Below are 25625 nucleotides of genomic sequence, written 5' to 3'. Positions count from 1 at the left end.
ATTCAACAGAATAAAGGCACTCCGCTATGTGGAGTGCCTTTGTTATTTTTTAAACTGTCCGAGTTCGGTTCCATCGTCTCGGGTCATTCGAATAGCCAGTGATTTGGCAGATCCCGAAATATCGATAATGGTCCTTTTTCCAGCTTTTGGACCACCGCCTATAAATACAGGATAATTGTGGTCTTTATCTGCTGGATAATATCCATATTGATGCGTATGGCCCGAGACCATTGCATCTATTTTATATTTCTGAAACAAAGGGTGGAAGCATTCGCGGTTATGCAATGTGCCATGCCATTCATCTGAATGGAATATTGGGATATGGCTGATAACCACCGTATGTTGGGCCGACTTTCTTTCTTTAGATTGTAATACAGTTTCCAACCACTTCGCCTGTTCTTTTCTGTAATTGTCGTAATCTACGGTACCAGCATACACTTCATGGCTGTCTGGTTTATCCTCACCACTGTCCAGCATAATCCAAAAAATAGGTCCCCTTTTGAAAGCTTGATAGTATTTATTGTTGGGATAACCGAAATACCGTTTGAAATTGCGTGCAAAGGAACCTCTCGTTTCATGGTTCCCACGGTTCATAATGAATGGTTTGCTTGTCGCAATGAATTCGATAGGCTTCAGTAGTTTTTCTGTAATGTCCTCCTGATTGCTCACATAATGAAAAGAGTCTCCATTTAAGACAAAGAAATCATAGATTGAGGTGTCTTGATTGGGTACAAGATCACGATAACTACTTTTTTCTTCATGGACATCATTATAGACCAGGCAACGGATTTGTTCTTGATTATTTTTTGCCAGTTTTGCCTCAAAGATTGGCGTTTCGATTTCTTGCGCATAGACAATCTTATAGGGATCGAATTTTTGAATTTCTTTTGCTTTGATGCGATAGCGGAATGATCGAGGAGCCTCTTCGACAGTAAAATGAAAGAAATCTGTATTTGCATTAATCATACCATCTTCGGATTGATGGATGGTTTGCTGTACATTACCTGCATTGTCAAGGATTTCCAACCAAGCTAGAGCAGGTTTGCTCAAGATCGTAAAGATGCTGATGCCTTTCTCTGTCTGATTCTGTAAATATGCAGGTACTATAAAACTAAAATCTCCTTCTAGATTTTCTGTTTCTTTTTCTTTAGCGACGCTGATATTGGGCAATGTAATTCCGGCCAGTGCTAGCGCTTCTAAAAATCTTCTTCTATTAAAATTCATAATGGGTTATTTAATTTCGATTTCAACATATAGTGGTCGATGGTCGCTCGCATATTTCTCTTCAAGAACACGATGGTTGAAGAATTTTGGATGTGATGACGTATTGACCATAATATAGTCTATTTCGGTATTAGGCTTATCTTGGGGAAAGGTTAAGCCATTTTGGCTAGTCGTCTTTGTGAATAACATGTCAAGCTCTTTAATCGCAGGGTCAGTGGGTTCGGAGTTTAAATCGCCGACCAGAATCGTTGGTAGCTTTTCATTTTTGAAACGGGATGTAATGAACTTTGCCTGTGCGATTTTGTTTTTGTCTTTTAGGTCCAGGTGGGTGTTCGCAAATAAGATCTTCTTATTGTTGATACGCACTTCAATAATGGATAAGCTTCGACGTTCACTTTCGACGGGAGAAGGTAGGAAATGTTTTTCTACACGTTCTATCGGATGTTTCGATAATATTGCTGTGCCATATTCACCTTTTTCAAGGTCTATTCCTTTTGAAAAAATGTAGTGCATTCCTGTTAGCTCAGCTAATCTTTTGGCTTGATCCTCGTTGTAGGAGCGCCCTAGGTTGACATCAATTTCTTGCAATCCGACTAGGTCTGCATTACTGTTTTTAATAATTTGGGCGATGGTATCGAGATTGACAACAGATTCCTTTTCTGAGGGTGGATTCCCATGATGAATATTGAAGGAAAGTACGCGGATTTTTTGTGCACTGAGATGGAATACTGATCCAAAAAGGATCAAAAGAAATGCAATTAGCTTACGGTTCATTTTTCAAAGTTAAGTTTAGAATGAAGTCAGCGATTTATGTTCGCTCCGCTAAAAATACTAAAATCTTAGGGTACAAACTCAAAACTTTGGACATGTAACAAAATAATCATTTAAACAAAACAAAAATAGCCATCCCAAAAAGGATGGCTACCTGCATTATACTAATTTTTACAGCAACTAGTCTTCATTTTCCTCTACATGAAGCATCGGATCTTCTCCTGTTACTTCAGTACGGATTTTTGCCTCAAGTTCGTCCATTAGATCTGGATTGTCAAACAATAGGGCTTTTACAGCATCTCTACCTTGTCCTAATTTGGTTTCACCATAGCTAAACCAAGAACCCGCTTTTTTGATGATGCCATATTCAACACCTAAGTCAATGATTTCACCGACTTTTGAGATACCTTCACCAAAGATGATATCAAACTCCGCGATACGGAATGGAGGTGCTACTTTATTTTTTACAATTTTAACTTTTACACGGTTACCAGATACCTCGTCAGAATCTTTAATCTGTGATGTACGACGGATATCCAAACGTACAGAAGCATAGAACTTCAATGCGTTACCACCAGTTGTTGTTTCTGGGTTACCGAACATCACACCAATTTTTTCACGTAATTGGTTGATGAAAATACAACAACAGTTTGTTTTGGAAATTGTTCCGGTCAATTTACGTAATGCTTGAGACATTAAACGGGCTTGAAGACCCATTTTTGAATCACCCATTTCACCTTCAATCTCACCTTTAGGTACTAATGCAGCTACAGAGTCAATTACAATAACATCAATGGCACCTGAGCGAATTAAATTGTCTGCAATTTCTAAACCTTGTTCACCATTATCTGGCTGAGAAATTAACAAGTTCTCAACATCAACACCAAGCTTTTGTGCGTAATATTTGTCAAAAGCGTGTTCCGCATCAATAATTGCTGCAATACCACCTTTTTTCTGTGCTTCAGCGACAATGTGTGTTGCTAATGTCGTTTTACCCGAAGATTCAGGTCCATATATTTCAATGATACGTCCTTTTGGAACACCGCCAATTCCCAAAGCAATATCCAATCCTAAGGATCCTGTAGAAATCGCCTCGATAGGCTCAACAGCTGTATCTCCTAATTTCATAATCGAACCTTTTCCAAAGCTCTTTTCCAATTTATCTAACGTCAGCTGTAACGCTTTTAATTTATCTGGGTTGCTCATATTTTTAGTATATATTTATCAAAATTAAAAATAAAAAATAATAAACCAAATATTTTCACTAAAAAAATTAGTTTTTTATTTCTATCGCGCTTGGAGCACTCTTTATGTGATGGGTTTTCTCAAAGTATTTACACATGTAGGTAATCGGACATTTTTCGCAGAGTGGTTTTCGGGCTAGACAAATATATCGTCCATGTAAGATCAACCAATGGTGCGCAACAGCAATAGTTTCTTTCGGGAGATTTTTGACTAATTGTTTCTCTACAGCCAATGGCGTTGTTGCACGGTAGGTTAAGCCAAGTCGGTTAGCCACACGGAATACATGGGTATCGACGGCCATCGCAGGGTTATGATATACCACAGACGAAATGACATTGGCCGTTTTTCTCCCTACGCCAGGGAGCTTGACCAAATCTTCAATCTGCTCAGGTACGATATTGTTAAATTTTTCAATAAGCATTTGTGCCATTCCTACCAGATGCTTGGCTTTGTTATTTGGATAGCTTACCGAGCGGATATAACTAAATACTTCATCAACGCTAGAAGCTGCTAAAGTATGTGCATCTGGGTAACGTTCAAATAGTTTTGGCGTAACCTGATTAATTCTCTTGTCTGTGCATTGGGCAGACAGGATAACAGCCACGAGTAATTCATAAGGATTACTATAGTCGAGCTCTGTCTGCGCATCGGGATTATTTTTGGAGAAATATTCCACAAAAGCCTTGTATCGTTCTTGTTTTAACATCATTCCAAAACTAGCCAAAATTTCCATTAAAAAAGAAAACTTGCAGCTTACTCAGTACTTTTCAAATTGATTTTTTTACAGTATAAATAGATCGTGATAGTCGTTTGCATAACAAGAGATCCATAGCTTATTTTAGGAGTGCTAAGATGCTATTTGTCGACTTAGCGCTAGGGCGTTTGTATTCCAATAAATAAGGCCTAATCTCAAGATTAGGCCTTTCTTTTTTCCATTTGTTTGGAATATGCCATGATATTCGCAATACATTTCTTGCTTGGATTAAGCAACATTTTGGGTAATTGAAGCTTCAATTCATTTTCTATATCCTCATCAGTCATTACCTTCTCGTTTTGGGTTAGTAAATTTTGAACTTCGTTTTCTGATTGGGTAAAGTTTTCTACCATAAGCATCTTAAGTTTTGTCCCTGTAAGTTAATTAATTAAACGGACAAAAGATGATTTTGGTATACAAAAAATGAGAATATTATTTATTTTTTCTTTTTACTACTAAATTCTTCGGCCTTTATGATGGCGTTATATGCATTGACAATCCCTCCAGTTACAGAAATATCCGCAAATCTGACCGTTTTTGTAGCCTCTTCACTAATTTTTACCTGGACCGTTTGTTCCGGTTTTACAACAGATTCTAGAATGATCTGCTTGGTTTCTGCTGCAGAGAGGTTGGGGTAATAAGAACGTATCATAGCTGCTAGTCCCGCAACGACAGGGGCAGCCATACTTGTACCTTGTTCTTCTTTATATTTTGAATCTGGAATAGTGGAATTAATTCGAACCCCGGGAGCAAAAACATCAACTGTTTTTTTGCCATAATTGGAAAAATCTGCCAGAAGTTCATTATCCGGATGTAAACCACTTGCGCCAACAGTGATCCAGTTATTTGCTATTCCTGTGGTGTCCCCCTTCGCATTCGTATAGTATTTCATTGGAAAATTGGGTTCCACATCATTATCCTCACTATCATTTCCGGCAGCATGTACCAGTAGAACATCTTTGGACTCAGCGTACTTAACAGCATCATCCACAGTTTGCTTGTTGTGTGAATAGCTTTTTCCGAAGCTCATGTTGAGCACTTTCGCTCCATTATCTACTGCATAACGGATCGCATTTGCGACATCTTTGTCCCGTTCATCGCCATCCGGAACTAAACGTACTGTTAATATCCTGACATTGTCTGCGACACCGTTTATACCAATATTATTGTTGCGTTTAGCGCCGATGATACCCGCAACATGACTTCCATGGAGCGCGTCAGGTCCCTTTACATCCGCATTTCCGTAATGACGTTCGGAGGCATCCTCGTAATTGTCGCCAATAATGGGACGGGAGTCATACTCTTTATTTAAATGGTAGTCAACTTGATTGTTGAAATACTTCGCCCCCTCGGTGATATCATCAAAAAATTTGACAAAGCCATTCGTTTGAATTTCGTCTTTTGCATAACCCAGAGCGATACGTTGATTGTTCGATTTTGGGTTGAAGTTCTCTAGATCGGCCAATGTGATTTCCTCTGGTTTTTTACCAATTTCACGAACCACAGCGTCCAAGTTGCGTTTAAGAGCGTCATAGGAAAATTGGCCCATTTTGGCTTCTTCGAGCTTATTCTTGTATTTTGCCACCATTTTTTGATACGCCAAAAAAGCCTTTCTGTCCGCTTCATTCAGCTCAGTGGTTGGGGTGACATGGGCGAATTTTTTGTCTAAAATCCGCAATTGTCGTGTTAATTCCAGATTGTCAAATTGAACATCTTTCCCATCGGCGTTACCAATAAAGTTCCAGCCATATTTGTCATTGATATAGCCATTACCATCAGCATCTTTCCCATTGGAAACACTGTCTTTTGTATTGATCCAAACGACATCCTTCAGATCTTCGTGGGAAACATCCACACCACCGTCTAATACACCGACAATAACAGGTGTTGATTTTTTCCCCTTTAATAAAGTTTTATACGCTTTCTCCGTACTGATACCCATTACACCATCCGTGTTGTAATCTAAGTTATACCAATTCAGAGGAACAGCCTCAGCCTGAGCAAACGAGGTCATCGGCAAAGCACCCAAGGCAATCAGATATAGTGATTTCTTTAAATTCATAAAATTTTCTCCTAGCACAGTAGCAAATATAGTATTATTGGCCCTGTTGAATTGTTAATTTTTATTAAAAGTGACTTTTTATATAGATAATGAAGGATACAGAATAGGTCAGCTTATACTATATATCAAAATGAAGGGGATATTTACAGTCGATCTATTCCTGTTTATATATAGTTTTGCTATTTCTCTAGAAATGCATTAAATTCAATGTTCTGGGGAGTGATGACGAATAGCAAAGTACAAGTCGTATTTGTTTTTATTAAAAAAGAGATTTAGCGCATTCATATTAATATATGCAAGATAACAAAAATATACAGTGGCCCGAAGTTTTGGCCCCGATAGCAGCAGCACATCCACGCAAAAGACAAATTCATGGAGATACTGTCATTGATGATTATTACTGGATGATTGACTATTTCAAAAAAGGACAACGATCAGCAGAAGTTATCGACTATCTGACTGCGGAGAATACCTATACTGCCGCGATGTTAAAGGAGACGGAATCTTTTCAGGGAGACTTATTCCGGGAAATGAAATCCCGTATCAAGGAAAAAGATGAGTCGGTACCCTATTTTAAAAATGGTTACTATTATTACAGTAGAACAGAGGAAGGGAATCAATATTTCAAGTTTTGCCGTAAGAAAGGGACCTTGGATGCTGACGAAGAGCTATTATTGGATATAGATCATCTCGCAGAGGGTTATGCCTATTACGCAGCAAAAGGCTTTTCGATCAGTCCTGACAATCGCTTGCTGGCTTTTAGTGTGGATACGGTTTCCCGAAGGGAATACGCGGTATATATCAAGAATCTGGAGACAGGTGAGATCTATCCCGATCGGATCGCTAATACAGAAGGTGCTGCAATTTGGGCTAATGATAACCAGACCCTGTTTTATACAGCCAAGAACCCGGTCACATTACTGAGTGAAAAAATTATGCGGCATACACTGGGAACCGATGTTTCCACAGATGTGTCTGTGTATGAGGAAAAAGATAACACAAATTATATCGCAGTTGGTAAATCAAAAAATGGGAAATACATTATTATCAGTTCGGAAGGTACCCTGTCCTCCGAAATATGGTTGTTGGATGCCGATCTTCCCAATAATGATTTTAAGGTGTTTCAACCACGCCGAAATGATGTGCTTTATACCATAGTTCCTTTGCAAGATCGTTTTTTAATATTGACGAATGATGATGCGATTAATTTCCGAATTATGCAATGTCCATTGGACAAAACAGATCGGGAACATTGGACCATATTTATAGCGCATCGGCCAGATGTCCTCGTAAGCGATATTGAGGAATTCAGTTCATTTTTGGCAATAGCTGAACGAAAAGATGGATTGACACAGTTGGCAATTTATGACCTGAACAGCCAAGAGCAGCATTATCTGGATTTTGGAGAGGTGGCCTATACAGTATATCCAGGGATAAATGTTGAATATAATTCCGAAAAACTGCGTTATGGATATACTTCATTGGTAACACCTAGTTCCGTATATGAGTATAATATGGGGGATCGCAGCAAAACATTGTTGAAACAACAGGAAGTTTTGGGCGGCTATGATCAGAGTGCCTATAAGACTGAACGTATCTATGCCGTGGCGAGGGATGGAGCAAGGGTACCTATTTCTCTTGTTTATAAGGAGGGAACTCAATTAGATGGCACGGCTCCCTTATTGCAATATGCCTATGGTTCTTATGGAGCCTCTATGGATCCTAGTTTTTCCAGCAATCGCTTGAGTTTATTGGATCGTGGTTTTATATATGCATTGGCACATATTCGTGGGGGCGAAGAAATGGGGCGTCTGTGGTATGAGGATGGGAAGATGATGCGTAAAATGAATACTTTTTATGATTTTGTGGATTGTGGTAAGTGTCTTATTGAACAGCGTTATACATCGCCAGACCACCTTTATGCGCAAGGAGGCAGTGCCGGAGGACTTCTGATGGGTGTAGTTGCGAATATTGCAGCAGCGCAGTATCAGGGTATTATAGCACAGGTGCCATTTGTGGATGTTGTGAATACCATGTTGGATGAGACAATACCATTAACGACGAATGAGTATGATGAATGGGGCAATCCCAATGAATCTGATGCTTATTTTTATATGAAAAGTTATTCACCTTATGAGAATATCGAACCACAAGAATATCCAAATCTACTGGTTACAACGGGATTGCACGATAGCCAGGTTCAATATTTTGAGCCCGCCAAATGGGTAGCAAAATTACGGACGGTCAAAACCGGGAATTCCATTTTACTCTTGAAGACGGATATGGATTATGGACATGGAGGTGCCTCGGGCAGATTTGACTATCTGAAAGAAATTGCGATGGAATATGCCTTTCTGTTTAAACTGGAAGGGATCAACCGCTAAAATAGAATATGATGACAACAATAAAAAAGCGGCAAAAGCCGCTTTTTTATTGTTGAGCATGATTAATGCTGTCCTGTTGTTTTTGTAAACGTTCTTCACGTTCGATTTCTCGAGAATCGATTTGATGTTGTTGATAGTTGTCCATCGCAACTTTGCTTGCTTTCTGCGATACGTAGATCGCCAATATGGCAACTATGGTAATGATTGCAAGCCCCCAAGCATATTTACGTTTGTCCTGTTTGACAAGCCAATACATAAAGATGATATAGGGTACAGCAAAAATAATATAGAAAATTAAACTCGGTGACATGCTATTTTCCTCTAAATGATGTATACAAAAGTATCGTTTTTGTCTAAAAATAACGAACCCATAGAAAAAACACAGCTTTTCAATTGACAAAGCCTTAAACCTTTATCAGTTTTATTGTCAAATTAATATCGGTTGTAGTGTGTGGGCATGCCCCAGTTATAGTTGATTAATTGCTTGAAAATGAAGGTTACAGGGCGGTTTTGATGCTTGATTGTAATTTTTTAATTTTTGCAAAAAATCCATGATAATATTGTGGAAAAGAAAAAAATATTTTTATACATTTGCATCGTCAGAAACAATTGACAGAGAAATAAAAATGAAACAGAGCAAAAAGAACGACTATTCTTATACTCAAACTTTTGAGAAGTTTATGAGAAAGGTCTTCTGTGCTTTCATTTTCGTAGAAATGCCTGTTTTACGCTTCCGACGACCCATACTACCTCGGGCTTGATTTGAGGTAGTGAATCTTTCCAAGCAAAACCATGATTGTCCGATGGTTTTTTGAATCCATTATTTTATTTATTCAGTAACAAAACGCAGCAATAGTTGTTGTTTTATTATTAGGGTCGTAAGTCAATGACTATATCAGATTTTTTAATTATTCCAGCTAAGCCTGAGCATGCGCACTATGCGGAGGTTATTTGCAACGAAATGTTCGAGTCTGCAAAGGCTCGTGGTACTGGTATTGCACGTCGTAAACCAGAGTATGTTGCCAAGAAAATGAATGAAGGTAAAGCAGTGATTGCTTTGCATAAAGACGGTCGATGGGCAGGGTTTTGCTATATTGAAACTTGGGGCCACGGCGATTACGTCGCAAATTCAGGACTTATTGTCAATCCCGAATTTCGAAAAGTTGGTTTGGCAAAGGCCATTAAGAAAAGGGTGTTTGATTTGTCTCGTGAGCAATATCCCAAAGCGAAGATATTTGGTCTGACCACGGGTTTTGCAGTCATGAAAATTAATTCAGAGCTGGGATACGAGCCAGTACCTTATTCAGAATTGACGACCGATGACGAATTTTGGAAAGGATGCCAGAGCTGTGTTAATTACGAGATTTTAATGAGCAAAGATCGTAAGAATTGCATGTGTACCGCTATGCTTTGGGATCCAGAAGAAAAAGAACGTGAACTGAGAGAAAAGATTCAGCGCAAGCATGAGGCAAAGGAGCGTTTGGAAAGAATCACACAAAAACAATCGTTATTAAAACGTATACAGGCAAAGTTTTGGAAGTCGGCAAATAAATTTATTGCGGTCAATTTTCCAAAGCATAATAAAGTTGCCAAAGGATTTTAATAAGAATCATACATAGCATGTCAACTGGCGTAGCAGCCATTGAAAATAAATAATGAACAGGGGATGAAACGGTCAATTTAAGGTTTGAATAGAACCGGATTGGTTCATAATCGTTTCACCACATTAAAAACAATTTATCTCAATGAAAAAAGTAGTTTTAGCATTCAGCGGAGGATTAGATACTTCGTTTTGTTGTATTTATCTGACGCAAGATTTAGGTTTAGAGGTTCATTCCGTCGTCGTAAATACAGGTGGTTTTTCGGATGAAGAATTGAAGAATATTGAAGCACGTGCTTATGCATTAGGCGTGAAATCACATACAGCGATTGACGAAACAGCAGACTATTACCGCGAAACTATTAAATACTTGATCTTTGGTAACGTGTTGAAAAATGCAACATACCCATTGTCAGTATCCGCTGAACGTGTATGTCAGGCTACTGCCATTGCAAACTATGCGAAGAAAATCGGAGCTGAATGTGTGGCACATGGTTCTACTGGTGCTGGAAATGACCAGGTACGTTTTGACATGATTTTCCAAACCTTGATTCCAGGCGTTGAAATTATTACACCTATTCGTGATTTACAGTTATCCCGTGAAGCGGAAATAGAATACTTGAATAAACATGGTGTTGAATATTCAGCAGAAAAAGCCAAGTATTCGATCAATAAAGGTCTTTGGGGTACTTCCGTCGGTGGAGCAGAAACATTGACATCCAATCAATATTTACCGGAATCGGCATGGCCAACGCCAGTGACTTCTTCAGAGCCCCAACAGATCACGATAGATTTTGAAAAAGGTGAGCCAGTTGCTTTAAACGGAGAGAAAATGGCATCTGTGAAAGTCATTCAGGAATTGCAGGCTATTGCGCAACCTTATGGCATCGGTCGTGATATTCACGTAGGTGATACAATTATTGGTATCAAAGGTCGTGTAGGTTTTGAAGCCGCAGCTTCAGTGATTTTAATTAAGGCACACCACACCTTGGAAAAACATACGCTGACTAAATGGCAATTATCTTGGAAAGATCAAATCGCTGCTTTCTATGGAAATTATATGCACGAAGGACAGATGCACGATCCTGTGATGCGCGATATTGAAGCATTCTTACAGTCTTCACAAGACACTGTAACGGGCCGTGTGATTGTTGAATTACATCCTTATCGTTTTGTTGTGATTGGTATTGAGTCAGAGCACGATTTAATGTCCAATAAATTCGGTAGCTACGGTGAGATGAATAAAGGCTATACGGGTGATGATGTGAAAGGTTTCTCTAAAATTTTCGGAAACCAGACTATTATCTGGCATAAAGTAAATCAAAAATAAAGGAATAAGGATACTTCTGTAAGCCAGAGGCTTGCAGAAGTAACTTCTTAATACTAGCTACTCAATACGAAATAAAAATATGATAAAAGTAGGAATCGTTGGTTCAGCAGGATATACTGGTGGAGAATTATTGCGGGTATTGATTTATCATCCTGAAGTAGAGATTGTGTTTGCTAATAGTGCATCTAACGCAGGAAACAAATTATATGAAGTTCACAATGATCTGTTTGGTGATACAGAACTGACCTTCTCTTCTGACTTTCATAGCGATATTGACGTCTTGTTTCTATGTGTAGGACATGGTGATGCACGTAAGTTTTTAGACGCAAATCCGGTAGCATCAGCTGTAAAGATTATTGACCTTTCGCAGGATTATCGTCTTCGGGCAAATACAATGTATCAAGGACAGCAGTTTGTATATGGACTTCCAGAACTAAACAAGGAAGCGATCAGATCTGCACAGTATATCGCCAATCCGGGTTGTTTTGCCACCAATATTCAATTGGCATTATTGCCATTGGCGAGCAAGCGCTTATTACCTGATCAGATTCATGTCAATGCAACGACGGGATCTACTGGTGCCGGACAGAAGCCTGGGGCGACCACGCACTTCTCTTGGCGTAACAACAATCTTTCTGCATACAAGTCTTTTGAACACCAACACCTACAGGAAATTTCGGAGTCCTTGGATCAATTGCAAAATGGATTTTTACCAGCATCTGGTGATTCGTTGTTAGCGCGGGCTGCTGAAAAGATAAATTTCGTTCCACAGCGTGGTGATTTTGCAAGGGGAATTTTCTCAGCGATTTATGTAGACTCCGATTTGACGGAGGAACAAGCTTACGAGTTGTACGAAGCGTATTATGCAACACATCCATTTACGCACGTTAGCCGCAGCAATATCGACCTCAAACAAGTTGTAAATACCAATAAAAGTATTATCCATTTGGAGAAACATGGAAATAAGTTGCTGATCTTAAATGCTACAGATAATTTGTTGAAAGGAGCATCTGGACAAGCCGTGCAAAATATGAACTTAATGTTCGGATTGAATGAGCGTACAGGATTAAATTTAAAGAGCGTTGGCTTTTAGTTATTTATGAGTTATTCAACAGCTGTATTAACAGAATGTGAATAATCGAAATAGGTGAGAACTCTATAAAATACAGTTATCAACATAGTTATTAACACTGTGTGGAAAAGTGAAGAGGATAACCGCTTCACTTTTTTTATGCCCGCTGCGGTTTGTATAAAGAATAACGTGAATACGCTCAATGACAGCTTAGGTATTAGGCCGATTTTAATGCAAATATTGGAGCAGTTCGCATTCGGTTTATGCATTGTATTGTTACCGTATGTTTCTTAACTTAGTGAGTATAAAATCGAGTTTAATTCGATCTTGTTTAGCCAAATCAATGTAGCGATAACCAATTTCAAAATGGAAAAAAGACCACGCATAAAACTCATAACGACGCTCGGCGATATCATATTGGAATTAATTGGTTACCTGTCCTTATTCACGTTATGGTATCTGGTTGCTATAAATTATTATAAACTACCTGAAACTATTCCAGTGCATTATAATGCTGCAGGAAATGCGGATAATTTTGGTGGGAAAGAGACTATTTTGGCTTTGCCAATTATTGCCACAATATTATTTATAGGGATGACCATCTTAAATCGATTTCCACATATTTTTAACTATCCCGTTCGGATAACTGAAGAAAATGCCTTCCGGCAATATGCGAACGCAAGTTGTATGATACGGTACTTGAAATTTATTGTTGTAGTTATTTTTGGTGTAATCACTTTCAAGGCTATTCCAAATTCGGCAGGAACTTCAGATGGGCTGGGCGAATGGTTTTTTCCGTTGACACTGGGATTTATTTTTATTCCTGTGATCTATTACGTTGCACAGGCATTTCGGAAAGCTTAGTACTTCATTACGATCACATTCTATGCATTATATTCATTCCATAAGAAATACAAAACCAATCGAGGATCGAATAGCTTATCCATTTAATATTGCTTCAATATTGAATTTGAAAGAATTGCGTTTTAGATCCCCCGTAACCTTTATCATTGGCGAGAATGGTTCGGGCAAGTCCACGTTGGTGGAAGCTATTGCTATTAATGCTGGTTTCAATCCCGAAGGAGGGACTAAAAACTTTAATTTCCATACGAAAGACTCCCATTCCGAACTTTTTAATGACCTGCAGGTCATAAGAACAGCCTTTCGTGAAAATGACGGATTTTTCTTGCGTGCTGAGAGCTTTTATAATGTAGCGACAGAGGTTGATGATATATTTGAAGATGATTTGGGAGCTCTTGAGACAAATTATGGCGGTTCATTGCATGAATGCTCTCATGGCGAGAGTTTTCTTAATTTAATGCACAAACGCTTTTCAGGACGTGGACTGTATCTACTTGACGAGCCTGAATCAGCACTTTCCATCAATAGCCAATTTCGGCTACTAACGAGAATGAATCAATTGGTCAATAATAAGTCTCAATTTATTATTGCTACCCATTCGCCAATTTTGCTGGCTTATCCAGATGCAGAGATTTATACCGTGTCTGAATTCGGCTTGCAACAGGTGGAATATGAAGAAACAGAACAGTTTAAACTCTATAAGTATTTTCTGAATAATTATCAGAAGATGGTTGCCGAACTCGGCTTACATGAATAGGCATTGATTTATTACTGTTTTTTTTTACACAATCGATTGATGTACATTTGGTTTCTTTTCATCACAATCTAAGTTTTATCTTCATAAAATAATCCAGTCTCCCTGAACGATTATAAATCTACATTACGATCTAGAGGCAGGGGTAGGAACGGTGATTATAAAAAAAGAAACGGGCAATAGCCCATTAGATTATACCCAAATGGAAAGAAAACATTTTATTAAGTATTTTTTTTTAGGTGCCTTATCTTGCCTTTCATTAGGTGTTAATGCGCAGACCTCTACGAAAGTTTATTCCGTTCCGCTCGCGGGCAATGCTTTTATTACTACCGGACAAGATGGTGGTGCGGAAATTTCAGGGCGTAATGGATTGGTGAAGTGGTCGAGTGATCAAAGCATTGCATCGGTATATTTCAGAACAGAGAAAACCGGAAACCTTGAATTGAAGCTCAAAGCGAAAGCCGATGCTGGAAATTCCTCCAAAATAGAGATTTCTGCTTTGGGAAAAAAGAGCTCCTTAGATATCAAAGGGGCTGAGTTATCCGAAACAGCGGCCTTGTCTATTGATGTCAAAACACCGGGCTACGTACAGGTGAATTTAAAAGGATTAAGTAAATCGGGTGATAACTTTGCCGATGTAACGGAATTAATCGTTAGTGGAGAAGCTGCATCTGAAGGTCTTACCTACTCAAATGATCCTGATTATTACTATTGGTCACGTCGTGGTCCTTCCTGTCACTTAAATTATACGATACCGAGTGAAGGGAATGTCAGCTATTATTACAATGAGGTAACTGTACCAAAAGGAGAAGATAAAATCGGTTCATATTTTATGGCCAATGGTTTTGGAGAGGGCTACTTCGGGATACAGGTGAACTCGGAGACCGAACGACGTATTCTTTTTTCGGTTTGGAGCCCCTTCCATACGGATGATCCGAAAAGTATCCCAGAAGATCAAAAAATCCATTTATTGAAGAAAGGAAAAGACGTGCATACAGGAGAATTTGGCAACGAGGGATCCGGTGGGCAGAGTTACCGTAAATATTTCTGGAAAGCGGGTGAAACCTATAAATTCTTGTTGAAGGGTGTCCCAGATGGAAAAGGAAATACAGACTATACTGCTTGGTTTTTTGTACCCGAGGAAAATGCATGGAATGTAATCGCCAGTTTCAAACGTCCGCAAACAAATACATATTTAAAAAGGTTTCATAGTTTCTTAGAGAATTTTAGTCCGAATCAGGGATATCTAGGAAGACAGGTGGAATTTAAAAATCAATGGGTTTATGACGGTCAATGGCGCCCTGTTCAATCCGTTTCATTTAGTGTTGATAATACCTACCGTGCCCATCAACGTATTGATGCTATGGGTGGAACGACAAAAAATGGCTACTTTTTAAGAAACGGAGGCTTCTTTAATGAGATTGTTAAACCGGGCAGCAAGTTTGACCTTGTCAATAAAAATACTGCACCGAAAATTGATTTTGAGAAATTACCATAACACATCGATATAATTCTGTTTTTCTTTTAAATATTTAGTAATTTGGTAACGATTAATAAATATTATAAATGAAGAAACTTGTTTTTGCACTGTTTATGCTTTGTGGTTCGCATACTTTTGGTCAATCCATGAAGATTACGTCTAATGGTTTTGTTGATATGACTGATCTGACCAAGAAATATGTCATTATTGACTTTCCAGGTATTTCGAGAGAGCAACTTTTTAAAGAAATGATCAAGTTTATAAATGCAAACTATGAAAGGCCTGAGGAAATTACCAATGTTATAGCGAATGAACAAATCGTTATCAACGGACATGATTGGCTTAAAGTTGAGCATGGATATCTTGTTGGGGGACTAAATGCCCAATATATTTATAAATATGATCTGCAATTCAGAGATGGAAAGATTCGATTTGAACCGATTTTTGATCACATAAAATATAGGTCAAATGAAACTTTAAGCTTAATTGGTAAAAAGTCTTGGACAGCAGGTACAAGTGGTCTTTTTACTGAAAAGGGGAAAGTAATCAGTAAGCGGGAAGTGCTCTTAATTGACAAAAAAATAAATGAATTTATTCAATCGATAAAGGATAAACTTACATCAGTTAACGGCAAAGATTGGTAGTAAACAAGAGAGTCGCATTAGAATGCGACTCTCTTGTTTTTAAATGACTATTTTTCGGAGAGTTTAATATCTCGTTCTACTGATACATTATCGCCGGTAACGGCATTTCCCTCTTTATCTACCAGGGTTAATTTTACTTTGTTATTCCCCATAGGTAAGCCCTTAATCTCATAGGGACCCCATTTGTCCAAAGTAAAAGTTTGACCGTTAATATCCGCACTAATTTTGTTGCCGTCCGGAGCAATACTTGTGTTGACCAGATAGAAATCTAAAAGGACATTTTTGGTTTCATCACCTTTGTATTCTCCTTTTGGACGAGAATAGAATAAGGATGCTTCTTTAGGTGTCGGCTCCTGTGTCAATTTACCCGTTGCATCTATCTTGAATTTAATCAATTTTGAGGCTTCAGCTGTTTTAATGGATTCGTGATAAGACCGCGACAAAAACGATAGGAGATAATGCTCTGAATTTAAAGCTAAAGTGACACTGTGTTCCGGTTTATATAATGCAGTATATGGTTTATTGTCCAAAATAAAATGGATGTGCTGTCCATCATGTGAGTTTGCCATGTGAGCTGCATGCTCGTCCGTTGTCATTTCAGTAAGCTTAAAGTTGCTAACATTATATTTCACGGTAACTTTTGCGGAGTCTGTACCTACTTTTTCAGCGCTTATGGAAGAGATTCCTAGACTCGCTCCTGGAAATTGTTTTGAATCTGCAATTGGACTAACGGAAATAGAATCCATTTTCTGTGCAATACTTGTATCGGGACCACCCATTGAATCTGTATGGTCGGAGCCCTTTTTGGTTGAATTATTACATCCAATAGCTCCGATTAATAAAGTTAATGCGGCGGTAATGTCGGTAATTCTGTAGTATTTCATGATCTTTTGTTTAAATTTTTAACACTCAGCATCTTAAATAACAATAGTACGGGATCTTTTGTTTGTAGTAATGGTAAAACAAGGTTTTGATTGTAGGCATATGTTATATTCAGTTGCAATAAAACTTGTTTAATAGTTCTTGAAAGCACCTAACAGTCCAGAACAATTAGAACCTATTATTTGAACAAATAAATATTTTAAAAAAATTATTCATATTAGATGTAATAAATAGAAAGCTTGAGATGTCTTGCTTATATAGAATGCAAAAATGGTAAAGGAAATGAGATAACTTGTATTTAAAACGAATAAAGAAAAATTAGGTAAGCTGAAGGTTTGTACGATCAAAATCTCAAATCTAACATCTCAATACTAAATACTAAAATGAACCAAGAGCAATTTAAGAATACCGTTTTCGTCCATAAGGATAAGCTATTTCGCTTTGCGAAACGGATCTTGGTTGATGAGGATGAGGCGTTTGATGCGGTTCAAAATGTGATGATGCGTCTATGGCAGGGGAAAGATAAATTGTATCAATATAAGAATTTGGAGGCATTTTGCATGCAGAGTGTTAAAAATGAAGCACTAAATCGGATAAAAAGAGATAAAGTCCGTACAGATTTTGCCGAACACCATCAGATTATTTCAACAACAGAAAATGCTGTTGGAAATACGAAAGAAATAATTTTAGAGATGATCAACTCGCTGCCTGAGAAGCAGCGTCTTGTAATGCACCTACGCGATGTGGAGGATTATGATATAGAGGAGATCGGTGAAGTGCTGGAAATGGGGGAGTCTGCTGTTAGAGTTAATCTAATGCGGGCCAGACAGAAAGTAAAGGAACAGTTGACAAAATTATTTGATTATGAAAGCTCCCGGATTTATTCAAATAAAAAATAGATCCAATAGCTATCATTAATAGTGATACTCAAATTTGTAATGATGAAAAACAGAAGATTAGAGGAATTGAAAGATAAATACTTTGATGGCAAGTCGTCATCGGAGGAAGAAAGGGAACTGAAAAAATCGGATGAACTGTTCTTTCAGCTATTGGATCAGGAAAAGGATGTGAAAATGGATTGGTCGTTTGAGGATTTTGAAAATCAAGTCAAAGCAGATCAGAAAATCATCCGATGGCGAGACAATATCTGGATAAAATATGCAGCTGCGGCAATTCTCCTGGCGGTTATGGGATTAACCTTTTATCTGAATCAAGAGCCAGCAACACAGCCGTCGGTACTTGCTAATAAAGAGCTGAAAGAGCCTCAAAGACCGTCGACGAAGGTGGTGACGGAGAACAGTGAAGCAACAGTTCATTCGGATGTGGAGACGGTGGCAAGCAGAGACAGGAAACGAAGTGCAATGCTCACGGCAAATACTTCGACGCGTTCCAATCAGCGTGTACGATCAAATAGAATAATGGCGAAAAAGAAGAAGGTTATTCAATCTTTACAACAAATGGAGGAAGGCTATCAAGCGGATTATGTTGTATTGAACGGTAAACCTGTTGCCAACGAAGAGGAGGCTGTAGAACTGACGCTCCGTTCATTGGGATTATTGGCAAATAATCTGGAAAATGGAGTAGATAAAGCAATGAATATAAAACAAATGTCAATATCGATTAACTAAAATAGTATGAAAGGATTATTAATAGCTTGCCTATTACTTGTAGCAAGTATGGCAAACGCACAGATTTCCAAGTTAGATAAACTTTTCGAGCAATATCAAGGGAAAAAAGGAGTAACGACGCTTAAAATTGGAGCCCCTATGTTCAAATTGTTAGGGAACTTAAAAATTGATGATGAGGATATGGAAACGATTACGCCACTACTCAAGAATGTTAAATCTTTACGTATGTTGATTGTAGAAGATGGTGAAGATAAGGACTTGACAGGTATCATTCGTGGTGCGGTTTCAAATTTAAAATATGAGGAACTTATGTCGCTCAACAGTGAAGGTCAAGATATTCGATTCATGGTGGAGAATATGTCTGCGAATGCAGATATCCTAAACAATTTGTTGCTTACAATAAATGGAGATGGACAAAATTTATTTATGATTCTTGATGGGGCAATACCTTTGAAAGACGTGACTAACTTGGTCAATGAGGGAAACAACAAAGTGAGTAAGGATAAACAGAATAACAATAAAAAGTAGATATTATGAAAAGATTACTAACATTGTTATGCCTAATTGGAGTGCTATTTTCATTGCAATCCTGCATCATCAAAAAAGGCTCCAACATGGATTTCGTCAGGGGATCCAATGTTTCGAATAATGCAGAGATCGTTGCCATTAATTTGCCGATGTGGTTGACAAAACCATTTATCAAAAAGGCATTGCAGGATGAGAACGACGAGGATGCACAGGTCATGGCGGGCATCGTCAAAAAGTTGAAAAAATTCAGGATGATGACATTATCAAACAATGATCGTGAAAAGAATATGTTGATATTGGAAGATTACCATAAGTTTTTAAAGAAGAACAAATTTGAGGAGCTACTGGTGATCAACAGTGAAGGGGAGGAGATCTCGATTAATGCGCGCATTGATAAAGATAATGTGATCAGCCGGGTTTCGCTATTGGTCCATGATGAAGGAGATGAAAGTGTATTTATGGATATAAAAGGTAAGTTTTCACTGGATGAGCTTGTTCAGGGATTGAATAAGATAAAATCGAAGGATAAAAAGCTCGCCACTAAATTGGCTGATACCCATACTGTAGTTCAACAGGAACTTTAGCTCAGACAGCGGTTCTTGATTAAACAGTATATAAATGCCCCAAAAACTCAGATAGTTTTTGGGGCATTGTAGTATTATACTTTCCTTTTATGAATGAAAGACGATGTCCAAGGCATCGAAAATATGCTTCTTGGCGGTATTTAAATCCGCGTCGGTATGTGCAGCAGAAACAAAACCAACTTCATAGCCCGAAGGACCGAAATAAACCCCTCTATTCAGGAGTTCACGGTGCATGATTTTGTATGATTCCATGGAAGCGGGATCAATTTCACTTGCTTTCTTGATATCTTCTTGCTCTGTAAATGCAAACCAGAAAATAGAGGCAACATGGAATAACTGTACTTGATAGCCTTTTTCAGCGATATAATCACGAAGATCCTGAACGAATGCCGCGGTTTTCGCATTTAAGTTTGTGTAGAAATCATCTTGCGCCAAAATAGTCAAGGCTGCAATACCTGCTGCCATGGCCACAGGATTCCCAGATAAGGTACCAGCTTGATAAACGGCACCGTCAGGTGATATACAGGCCATAAGCTCTTTGGATGCACCATAAGCTCCCACTGGCATACCACCGCCTATGATCTTGCCATAGGTGATAATATCTGGCTGGATTTCGTAGTATGCAGAAGCTCCTTCAAAACCGATACGGAATCCGGTGATGACCTCATCCATGATTAGCATACTCCCATTTTCTTTTGTGATATCACGTAGGAAATGCATGTATTCTTTGGATTGCATTAATAGACCATTGTTGGCTGGAATACCTTCAATGATCACTGCAGCAATCTGATCTTTAAATTCTGTAAAAGCAGCTCTCAGCGCGTCTTTGTCATTTAACTCGATGACGATTGTTTCATCTGCAAAAGCTTTGGGAACGCCTGCCGAAGAAGTTTCTCCGAAAGTAACCAATCCAGAACCAGCCTTCACTAAAAGCGAATCCGAATGACCATGGTAACATCCGTCAAATTTGATAATCTTATCGCGTTTGGTATATCCTCTTGCCAAGCGGATTGCAGACATCACAGCCTCGGTTCCTGAACTGACGAAGCGGATTTTCTCGATATACTTATTTTTTTCAATAATCAATTCGGCGAGTTGGTTTTCTAGAGCAGTAGGTGCGCCAAAACTCAATCCTTTACCTAATTGTGCGGCAACGGCCTCGCGAACTTGATCGTTATTGTGTCCCAAAATCAAAGGACCCCACGAACAGCAGAAATCGATGAACTCATTGCCATCGGCATCCCAAAGACGTGCTTTGTCACCTCGTTCTATAAATAATGGGGTACCAAATACAGATTTAAAAGCCCGAACCGGAGAATTCACACCGCCGGGGAAATATTGTTTTGCTTTTTCAAATAATTCAGCAGATTTTGCTCTTGAAATATCAGGTGCTTGCATAGTCATTATATTTGAATGCGAAGTTATCTTTTTTTGCCAAGATAAGTCTCATGGAAACGTAAGGAATCAAGAATTCAGTGATATTCCTTATTTAAAGGTTGGGGTATCCTCTTTTTTTCGCAATAGTATTTCTTGTTTGTTGAGTTTATTTGACCAAAAAAGGTTCGAAAACTTAATTTCGAGCCTTTTTAATATTTACTTTTGTCTTTGAGCAATTCGCTGTTTTTAGCGCGAAAACCTGATCTTATTTGCCTAAATAAAACCTTTTTCCAGAACTTCTTTGGCGTGGTAGGATAAAATTGCTGTTGCGCCCGCACGTCTGAAACTTAATAACGTTTCCAAGATCACGCGTTCATCCAGCCAACCATTTTGAATGGCGGCTTTTAACATAGCATATTCACCACTGACATTATACACCGCGATTGGGAGATCAAAATTATCAGCGAGAAGCTTCACAATATCTAAATATGGAAGCCCTGGTTTAACCATTAGAAAATCAGCACCTTCTTGCGCGTCTAACTGGGCCTCGATAAGTGCTTCCTTCGCATTTGCAGGGTTCATCTGATACGTTTTCTTATCCCCGTGTTTAGGAGCAGAACCCAAAGCATCTCTGAAAGGACCATAATATGCTGATGCATACTTCGCTGTATACGACATTAGAGACACGTTTGTGAAACCATTATGGTCCAATAGCTCACGAATATACCCGATACGTCCGTCCATCATATCTGATGGTGCGATAATATCTGCACCGGACTGCGCATGTGCGAGTGCCATCTTGCCCAATACTTCCAATGTTTCGTCGTTTAGGATCTCGCCATTTTCGACAATTCCATCATGACCATCGCTGCTGTAAGGATCCATCGCTACATCGGTAACAATACAGGCTTCAGGGAAATTTTTCTTTACCGCTGCAATGGCGCGTAAATACAAACTTCCATCGCGGTAACTCTCCGTCGCATATTTGTCCTTCAATGATTCTTCGATATTGGGAAATAGGTCAAATGAACGTAAGCCTAATTTGAGGCAGCTTTCCACTTCTTTCAATAAATTATCTATTGAATAGCGGTAGATACCCGGCATAGATTTAACCTCGGTTTTTTGATTTTGGCCATCTACAATAAAAAGTGGAAAAATCAAATTCGACGCGTCTAAACGTGTCTCTTGAATCATGTCGCGAATCACGGCAGATTTACGATTTCTTCTCGGACGTTGTAACATTATATTTAATTTATTTATTATCTAGTGATCCAGTGTTGTTCAATTGCAAAGGCAGTAAATGCGTTTGCCAACTACTCAATACTAATTGCGCAATACTATTTAATATTCTAAGCCAAAAACAGCCTCTGAGAGACCGATCTCGTCTGGTGAATAGGGAAGTGTATAAGGAACATTCATCTCATCAAACTTGGCTCCGGTCGAACGACCGATGCAGATGACTTTTTGTCCCGGTTCTAAAAGATTGTCCGCAAAATAAGCTTCTACATTACTAGGGCTTGTAAATACCAGTACTTCTGCATTGGATGGATCGACGTCCTCTTCCAATACAGTCTCATAGACTGGGATATTAATGATTTTAGTTTCTGGACTTAATGCTTTCTGAATAGTCTCAAGCGATTCCTTTGCACGCGGGATAAGTACCGTTCCTCCATTTGCCAATTCGGCAAATTTCTTGGCGATTTCATCCATATTAATACCCTCGCTGTCACCGGAAAAATCCGCTACGCGATCGTACTTACGTAATATTTCTTCCGAACCACGGCCGATAACGCCAATTTTGGTCTTTTTACTTAACCGCGGCTCCAGATTGAAGAAATGCTCAATCCCGTTCTTACTTGAAAATATGATCCAATCGACATGTTTTAAGATAAAAGGATCCAACTTATTGATGATCGGAAATATTTTGATCAATGAACGGCCTTCGATCGTGATATTATGTTTGGCCATTGCACGAGCGAAGTAGGAATTTTCGTCTACCTCCCTGGAAATAAAGACAGATTGCGGCAACTTACGATCTTTTGCATACTTGCTGAAAATACGTTCAGCCAATCGGGTTGGATCAGTATCTCTCAAGTATACACGGTCAGGAAAGTCTTCACTTGTATCGGCAATGGAAGCCCAAGCTTCATATTCATCACCACTTTTGCGGCAATAACATCCGAGTGGTGCATGACATCCAGCGTCAAATTTGTTCAATACCAATCGTTCTACTGCAATGGTTTTAGCGACCTCATTGTTATTTAATGGTTGCAATGCAGCAAAGAGTTCTTTATCGACTTCACGGATCTGAATAGCTAAGACACCTTGTGCTGGAGCAGGGATAATTTCTACCGGTGGAATTTCTTCGACATGAAAGTCTGTGATATCCATTTCGATACGGCTGATACCGGCTTTTGCCAGTACAATCGCATCGTATTGCTCGTCCCGCAGCTTCTGCATTCTCGTTTGGAGGTTACCTCTCAGATCGTCGAATTCCAAGTCTGGACGTAAAGCCGATATTTGTGCTTTTCTACGGTTGGAAGATGTCCCGACAGTTGCGTTATGTTTTAGAGATAGACGCTTCTTGATATCTACACAATCCTTGTGGATAATCAATAATTCGGAAGGGTCCTCCCGTTCAGAAACAGCCGCAATAATCAATCCCGGCGGATTGATTGTAGGTAAATCTTTGTGTGAGTGTACAGCTAAATCAATGGTCCCATTCAAAAGTTCCTCCTCAAGTTCTTTGGTGAAAAATCCTTTACCTTCCAATTTATCCAGACGGAGGTGCTGAATAATATCACCTTGAGTTTTGATGACTTTTAACTCTGCTTCGATACCGATTTCCTGTAGTCGGTCTTTCACAAAATTTGCCTGCCACATTGCAAGAACACTTCCCCGGGTGCCAATAATTAGTTTTCTATTCACGTTATTTTACTTTACCTATTAAAATGTGTTTAATACCATTTATCGAAGCAAAAATAAATAAATAGGTGGAATATGTTGACACGTTACTGTCATTATCTAAAAGGAAATGATTGATAAACCGAAAATTAGAATAACGGTAGGGTTATGACAAAAAGGAAACGGCATACGAACAGCAGTGTTGGTCGCATGTAAGAAAGTAGCAAGTATATTTTGTCAGGAAATGATTGCAACGATATGATTGCAATTAGTTTTTCTCGGTCTCAGGTGTTTTAACCAAAATCTCTTTCGCCATTACCATTGGAACTTTGATGTATTTCTTTTCCATATAGTTGATGACTTTTTCCAATACTTCTCTTGCTTCAGGTGTCAATGCCTGTACTTCTTGTGCAAAGACCTCGTTTAAAGCAAATGATTTGATTTCTTTAATCTTTTCAGGAACTTCACGCATGGCGACCTCTACGCGACGCTGTTTGATCAGTGGTAAGAATTCCTGGATATTGTCTTGAATGATTTTTTCTGCACTGTCCAATTCGTTATAACGTTCTTGGATATTTTTCTCCGCAATAGCTTGCAGGCTGCTGACTTCGATGTAATGAATTGGGTTATTTTTGATTACTTCGGTATCAATATCATTTGGAACAGCTAAATCAATGATAATTTTCTTGTCGGTTTCACCATTTAATAGTGATTGGTACAACGTATTATCAATAATTGATGTTGGTGCACCGGTACATGTAATCAGAATATCAAAACCTTCTTTGTATTCGCCAATGCTAGCAAGCGGATAAGCCTCAGCGTTTAACTCCTCAGCTAATGCTTTTGCATTTTCAAGCGTGCGGTTAAAAACGACAAATTTGGCTTTTTGATTTTTTTGGAAATATTTCGCTAAGTTTTGGTTTGTTTCCCCTGATCCGATAATGACGATCCTCGGGTTTTCAACCAACTTTAATTCACGTAGTTTACGGTAGGCAAGGGAGACAACAGAAATTGGGTTTCTGGAAATTTTAGTATAGGTATAAACTTCTTTTGCTGTCTTTACCAATCTGTCCATCATTAGACGAAGGAAATCACCCGTAAAACCGGCTTCTCTACAACGGTCATAAGCTCTACGTACCTGCGCTAAGATTTCTTTTTCTCCAACAACCAAGCTTTCAAGCGAGCAGGACATACGAAGTAAATGATGTAAGGCATCCATTCCTTCATATTTGTTGACCTGACCCAAATAACATTGAAGTCGCTCTTGCGGAACACAGAAGTTCAATTTTCCCATAAACTCCGCAATAAATTCATTGGTCAATTCGTGAGCTCCATAAAATACAAACTCTACCCGGTTACAAGTACCAATGTAAAAGATCTCCGGAATATCTAGGCTGTGTTTTAAGCTAATGAGGCGACTTTCTAAATCCTCATTGCAGATCACTAGATTACCTAGATCTTTTAATTCGACATGTTTATGAGTAAACGCTAATACTTTAAGATTTTTCAAAGCTCTAATCCCTCGCTTATATTTAACGGTA

The 25625-nt window shown here is 38.7% G+C and carries 24 protein-coding genes; 12 read left to right on the top strand and 12 right to left on the bottom strand.

The window, feature by feature from the left end; translation table 11 throughout:
- Positions 1-42: 42 nt before the first annotated feature.
- The 6 genes from DFQ12_RS24615 to DFQ12_RS24590 form a co-directional block, all read right to left on the bottom strand.
- Positions 43-1224: a metallophosphoesterase family protein gene (locus tag DFQ12_RS24615; protein ID WP_120261699.1), complete on the bottom strand. Its 1182-nt coding sequence runs from the start codon at positions 1222-1224 to the stop codon at positions 43-45.
- Between the two features lie 6 nt (positions 1225-1230).
- Positions 1231-1998 (bottom strand): endonuclease/exonuclease/phosphatase family protein, encoded by a 768-nt coding sequence (locus tag DFQ12_RS24610; protein ID WP_120261698.1) that lies wholly within the window; start codon positions 1996-1998, stop codon positions 1231-1233.
- Positions 1999-2175: 177 nt separating this feature from the next.
- On the bottom strand, positions 2176-3201 hold the full coding sequence (recA, locus tag DFQ12_RS24605; RefSeq protein WP_120261697.1) for a recombinase RecA: 1026 nt from the start codon (positions 3199-3201) through the stop codon (positions 2176-2178).
- Positions 3202-3268: 67 nt separating this feature from the next.
- Positions 3269-3946, bottom strand: a complete 678-nt coding sequence (gene nth / locus DFQ12_RS24600; RefSeq protein WP_120261914.1) for an endonuclease III — start codon at positions 3944-3946, stop codon at positions 3269-3271.
- A gap of 209 nt (positions 3947-4155) precedes the next feature.
- The gene (locus DFQ12_RS24595; RefSeq protein WP_147420472.1) at positions 4156-4347 is read right to left on the bottom strand and encodes a hypothetical protein; all 192 of its coding nucleotides are present in this window, start codon (positions 4345-4347) and stop codon (positions 4156-4158) included.
- Positions 4348-4430: 83 nt separating this feature from the next.
- Positions 4431-6056: a S8 family peptidase gene (locus DFQ12_RS24590; RefSeq protein ID WP_120261695.1), complete on the bottom strand. Its 1626-nt coding sequence runs from the start codon at positions 6054-6056 to the stop codon at positions 4431-4433.
- Positions 6057-6349: 293 nt separating this feature from the next.
- Here DFQ12_RS24590 and DFQ12_RS24585 point away from each other — a divergent pair, with 293 nt between their 5' ends.
- Positions 6350-8440: a S9 family peptidase gene (locus DFQ12_RS24585; protein ID WP_120261694.1), complete on the top strand. Its 2091-nt coding sequence runs from the start codon at positions 6350-6352 to the stop codon at positions 8438-8440.
- 46 nt (positions 8441-8486) lie between these two features.
- On the opposite strand, the gene DFQ12_RS24580 is transcribed toward DFQ12_RS24585, so the two are convergent.
- Entirely contained in the window at positions 8487-8750 is a 264-nt protein-coding gene (locus DFQ12_RS24580; protein ID WP_120261693.1) for a hypothetical protein, read from the bottom strand.
- Between the two features lie 576 nt (positions 8751-9326).
- Here DFQ12_RS24580 and DFQ12_RS24570 point away from each other — a divergent pair.
- The 7 genes from DFQ12_RS24570 to DFQ12_RS24540 all read left to right on the top strand — a co-directional run bounded on the left by DFQ12_RS24570 (position 9327) and on the right by DFQ12_RS24540 (position 16181).
- The gene (locus tag DFQ12_RS24570; protein WP_120261691.1) at positions 9327-10043 is read left to right on the top strand and encodes a GNAT family N-acetyltransferase; all 717 of its coding nucleotides are present in this window, start codon (positions 9327-9329) and stop codon (positions 10041-10043) included.
- A gap of 142 nt (positions 10044-10185) precedes the next feature.
- Positions 10186-11370 (top strand): argininosuccinate synthase, encoded by a 1185-nt coding sequence (gene argG, locus DFQ12_RS24565; protein WP_120261690.1) that lies wholly within the window; start codon positions 10186-10188, stop codon positions 11368-11370.
- A 79-nt stretch (positions 11371-11449) separates the two neighbouring features.
- A complete protein-coding gene (gene argC, locus DFQ12_RS24560) occupies positions 11450-12463 on the top strand; it encodes an N-acetyl-gamma-glutamyl-phosphate reductase (protein ID WP_120261689.1) in 1014 nt (337 codons plus the stop codon).
- 345 nt (positions 12464-12808) lie between these two features.
- A complete protein-coding gene (locus DFQ12_RS24555; protein WP_120261688.1) occupies positions 12809-13306 on the top strand; it encodes a DUF1648 domain-containing protein in 498 nt (165 codons plus the stop codon).
- Positions 13307-13328: 22 nt separating this feature from the next.
- On the top strand, positions 13329-14060 hold the full coding sequence (locus tag DFQ12_RS24550) for an AAA family ATPase (RefSeq protein ID WP_120261687.1): 732 nt from the start codon (positions 13329-13331) through the stop codon (positions 14058-14060).
- A 199-nt stretch (positions 14061-14259) separates the two neighbouring features.
- A complete protein-coding gene (locus tag DFQ12_RS24545) occupies positions 14260-15555 on the top strand; it encodes a DUF3472 domain-containing protein (protein ID WP_120261686.1) in 1296 nt (431 codons plus the stop codon).
- A gap of 68 nt (positions 15556-15623) precedes the next feature.
- Entirely contained in the window at positions 15624-16181 is a 558-nt protein-coding gene (locus tag DFQ12_RS24540) for a DUF4468 domain-containing protein (protein WP_120261685.1), read from the top strand.
- Positions 16182-16228: 47 nt separating this feature from the next.
- Here DFQ12_RS24540 and DFQ12_RS24535 read toward each other — a convergent pair whose 3' ends face one another.
- Positions 16229-17065: a hypothetical protein gene (locus DFQ12_RS24535; RefSeq protein ID WP_120261684.1), complete on the bottom strand. Its 837-nt coding sequence runs from the start codon at positions 17063-17065 to the stop codon at positions 16229-16231.
- Between the two features lie 381 nt (positions 17066-17446).
- Between DFQ12_RS24535 and DFQ12_RS24530 the strand changes: the two genes are divergently transcribed.
- From DFQ12_RS24530 to DFQ12_RS24515, 4 genes are read left to right on the top strand one after another with little or no spacing between them, the layout of a single operon-like run.
- Positions 17447-17962: an RNA polymerase sigma factor gene (locus tag DFQ12_RS24530; protein WP_120261683.1), complete on the top strand. Its 516-nt coding sequence runs from the start codon at positions 17447-17449 to the stop codon at positions 17960-17962.
- A 39-nt stretch (positions 17963-18001) separates the two neighbouring features.
- Positions 18002-18691 carry a hypothetical protein gene (locus DFQ12_RS24525; protein WP_147420471.1) on the top strand — a complete coding sequence of 230 codons (690 nt, stop codon included), beginning with the start codon at positions 18002-18004 and terminating at the stop codon, positions 18689-18691.
- Positions 18692-18697: 6 nt separating this feature from the next.
- Positions 18698-19219, top strand: a complete 522-nt coding sequence (locus tag DFQ12_RS24520) for a DUF4252 domain-containing protein (RefSeq protein ID WP_120261681.1) — start codon at positions 18698-18700, stop codon at positions 19217-19219.
- 5 nt (positions 19220-19224) lie between these two features.
- Entirely contained in the window at positions 19225-19803 is a 579-nt protein-coding gene (locus tag DFQ12_RS24515) for a DUF4252 domain-containing protein (RefSeq protein WP_120261680.1), read from the top strand.
- An 87-nt stretch (positions 19804-19890) separates the two neighbouring features.
- Here DFQ12_RS24515 and hemL read toward each other — a convergent pair whose 3' ends face one another.
- The 4 genes from hemL to hemA all read right to left on the bottom strand — a co-directional run bounded on the left by hemL (position 19891) and on the right by hemA (position 25594).
- Positions 19891-21201 carry a glutamate-1-semialdehyde 2,1-aminomutase gene (gene hemL, locus DFQ12_RS24510; RefSeq protein ID WP_244211843.1) on the bottom strand — a complete coding sequence of 437 codons (1311 nt, stop codon included), beginning with the start codon at positions 21199-21201 and terminating at the stop codon, positions 19891-19893.
- 252 nt (positions 21202-21453) lie between these two features.
- Complete coding sequence (gene hemB, locus DFQ12_RS24505; protein WP_120261678.1) at positions 21454-22422, bottom strand: porphobilinogen synthase; 969 nt, start codon at positions 22420-22422, stop codon at positions 21454-21456.
- A 99-nt stretch (positions 22423-22521) separates the two neighbouring features.
- Complete coding sequence (gene hemC, locus DFQ12_RS24500) at positions 22522-24108, bottom strand: hydroxymethylbilane synthase (protein ID WP_120261677.1); 1587 nt, start codon at positions 24106-24108, stop codon at positions 22522-22524.
- Positions 24109-24352: 244 nt separating this feature from the next.
- A complete protein-coding gene (gene hemA / locus DFQ12_RS24495; protein WP_120261676.1) occupies positions 24353-25594 on the bottom strand; it encodes a glutamyl-tRNA reductase in 1242 nt (413 codons plus the stop codon).
- Positions 25595-25625 lie beyond the last annotated feature (31 nt).

Source organism: Sphingobacterium detergens, from assembly GCF_003610355.1.
Lineage (GTDB): Bacteria > Bacteroidota > Bacteroidia > Sphingobacteriales > Sphingobacteriaceae > Sphingobacterium > Sphingobacterium detergens.
This window is presented reverse-complemented; position numbering and strand designations above follow the sequence as displayed.

Excerpts from the sequence above, each read along its gene's own strand:
- DFQ12_RS24615 (WP_120261699.1), bottom strand. The coding sequence starts at position 1,224 with ATGAATTTTAATAGAAGAAGATTTTTAGAAGCGCTAGCACTGGCCGGA.
- DFQ12_RS24610 (WP_120261698.1), bottom strand. The coding sequence starts at position 1,998 with ATGAACCGTAAGCTAATTGCATTTCTTTTGATCCTTTTTGGATCAGTA.
- recA (WP_120261697.1), bottom strand. The coding sequence starts at position 3,201 with ATGAGCAACCCAGATAAATTAAAAGCGTTACAGCTGACGTTAGATAAA.
- nth (WP_120261914.1), bottom strand. The coding sequence starts at position 3,946 with ATGTTAAAACAAGAACGATACAAGGCTTTTGTGGAATATTTCTCCAAA.
- DFQ12_RS24595 (WP_147420472.1), bottom strand. The coding sequence starts at position 4,347 with ATGGTAGAAAACTTTACCCAATCAGAAAACGAAGTTCAAAATTTACTA.
- DFQ12_RS24590 (WP_120261695.1), bottom strand. The coding sequence starts at position 6,056 with ATGAATTTAAAGAAATCACTATATCTGATTGCCTTGGGTGCTTTGCCG.
- DFQ12_RS24585 (WP_120261694.1), top strand. The coding sequence starts at position 6,350 with ATGCAAGATAACAAAAATATACAGTGGCCCGAAGTTTTGGCCCCGATA.
- DFQ12_RS24580 (WP_120261693.1), bottom strand. The coding sequence starts at position 8,750 with ATGTCACCGAGTTTAATTTTCTATATTATTTTTGCTGTACCCTATATC.
- DFQ12_RS24570 (WP_120261691.1), top strand. The coding sequence starts at position 9,327 with ATGACTATATCAGATTTTTTAATTATTCCAGCTAAGCCTGAGCATGCG.
- argG (WP_120261690.1), top strand. The coding sequence starts at position 10,186 with ATGAAAAAAGTAGTTTTAGCATTCAGCGGAGGATTAGATACTTCGTTT.
- argC (WP_120261689.1), top strand. The coding sequence starts at position 11,450 with ATGATAAAAGTAGGAATCGTTGGTTCAGCAGGATATACTGGTGGAGAA.
- DFQ12_RS24555 (WP_120261688.1), top strand. The coding sequence starts at position 12,809 with ATGGAAAAAAGACCACGCATAAAACTCATAACGACGCTCGGCGATATC.
- DFQ12_RS24550 (WP_120261687.1), top strand. The coding sequence starts at position 13,329 with ATGCATTATATTCATTCCATAAGAAATACAAAACCAATCGAGGATCGA.
- DFQ12_RS24545 (WP_120261686.1), top strand. The coding sequence starts at position 14,260 with ATGGAAAGAAAACATTTTATTAAGTATTTTTTTTTAGGTGCCTTATCT.
- DFQ12_RS24540 (WP_120261685.1), top strand. The coding sequence starts at position 15,624 with ATGAAGAAACTTGTTTTTGCACTGTTTATGCTTTGTGGTTCGCATACT.
- DFQ12_RS24535 (WP_120261684.1), bottom strand. The coding sequence starts at position 17,065 with ATGAAATACTACAGAATTACCGACATTACCGCCGCATTAACTTTATTA.
- DFQ12_RS24530 (WP_120261683.1), top strand. The coding sequence starts at position 17,447 with ATGAACCAAGAGCAATTTAAGAATACCGTTTTCGTCCATAAGGATAAG.
- DFQ12_RS24525 (WP_147420471.1), top strand. The coding sequence starts at position 18,002 with ATGATGAAAAACAGAAGATTAGAGGAATTGAAAGATAAATACTTTGAT.
- DFQ12_RS24520 (WP_120261681.1), top strand. The coding sequence starts at position 18,698 with ATGAAAGGATTATTAATAGCTTGCCTATTACTTGTAGCAAGTATGGCA.
- DFQ12_RS24515 (WP_120261680.1), top strand. The coding sequence starts at position 19,225 with ATGAAAAGATTACTAACATTGTTATGCCTAATTGGAGTGCTATTTTCA.
- hemL (WP_244211843.1), bottom strand. The coding sequence starts at position 21,201 with ATGCAAGCACCTGATATTTCAAGAGCAAAATCTGCTGAATTATTTGAA.
- hemB (WP_120261678.1), bottom strand. The coding sequence starts at position 22,422 with ATGTTACAACGTCCGAGAAGAAATCGTAAATCTGCCGTGATTCGCGAC.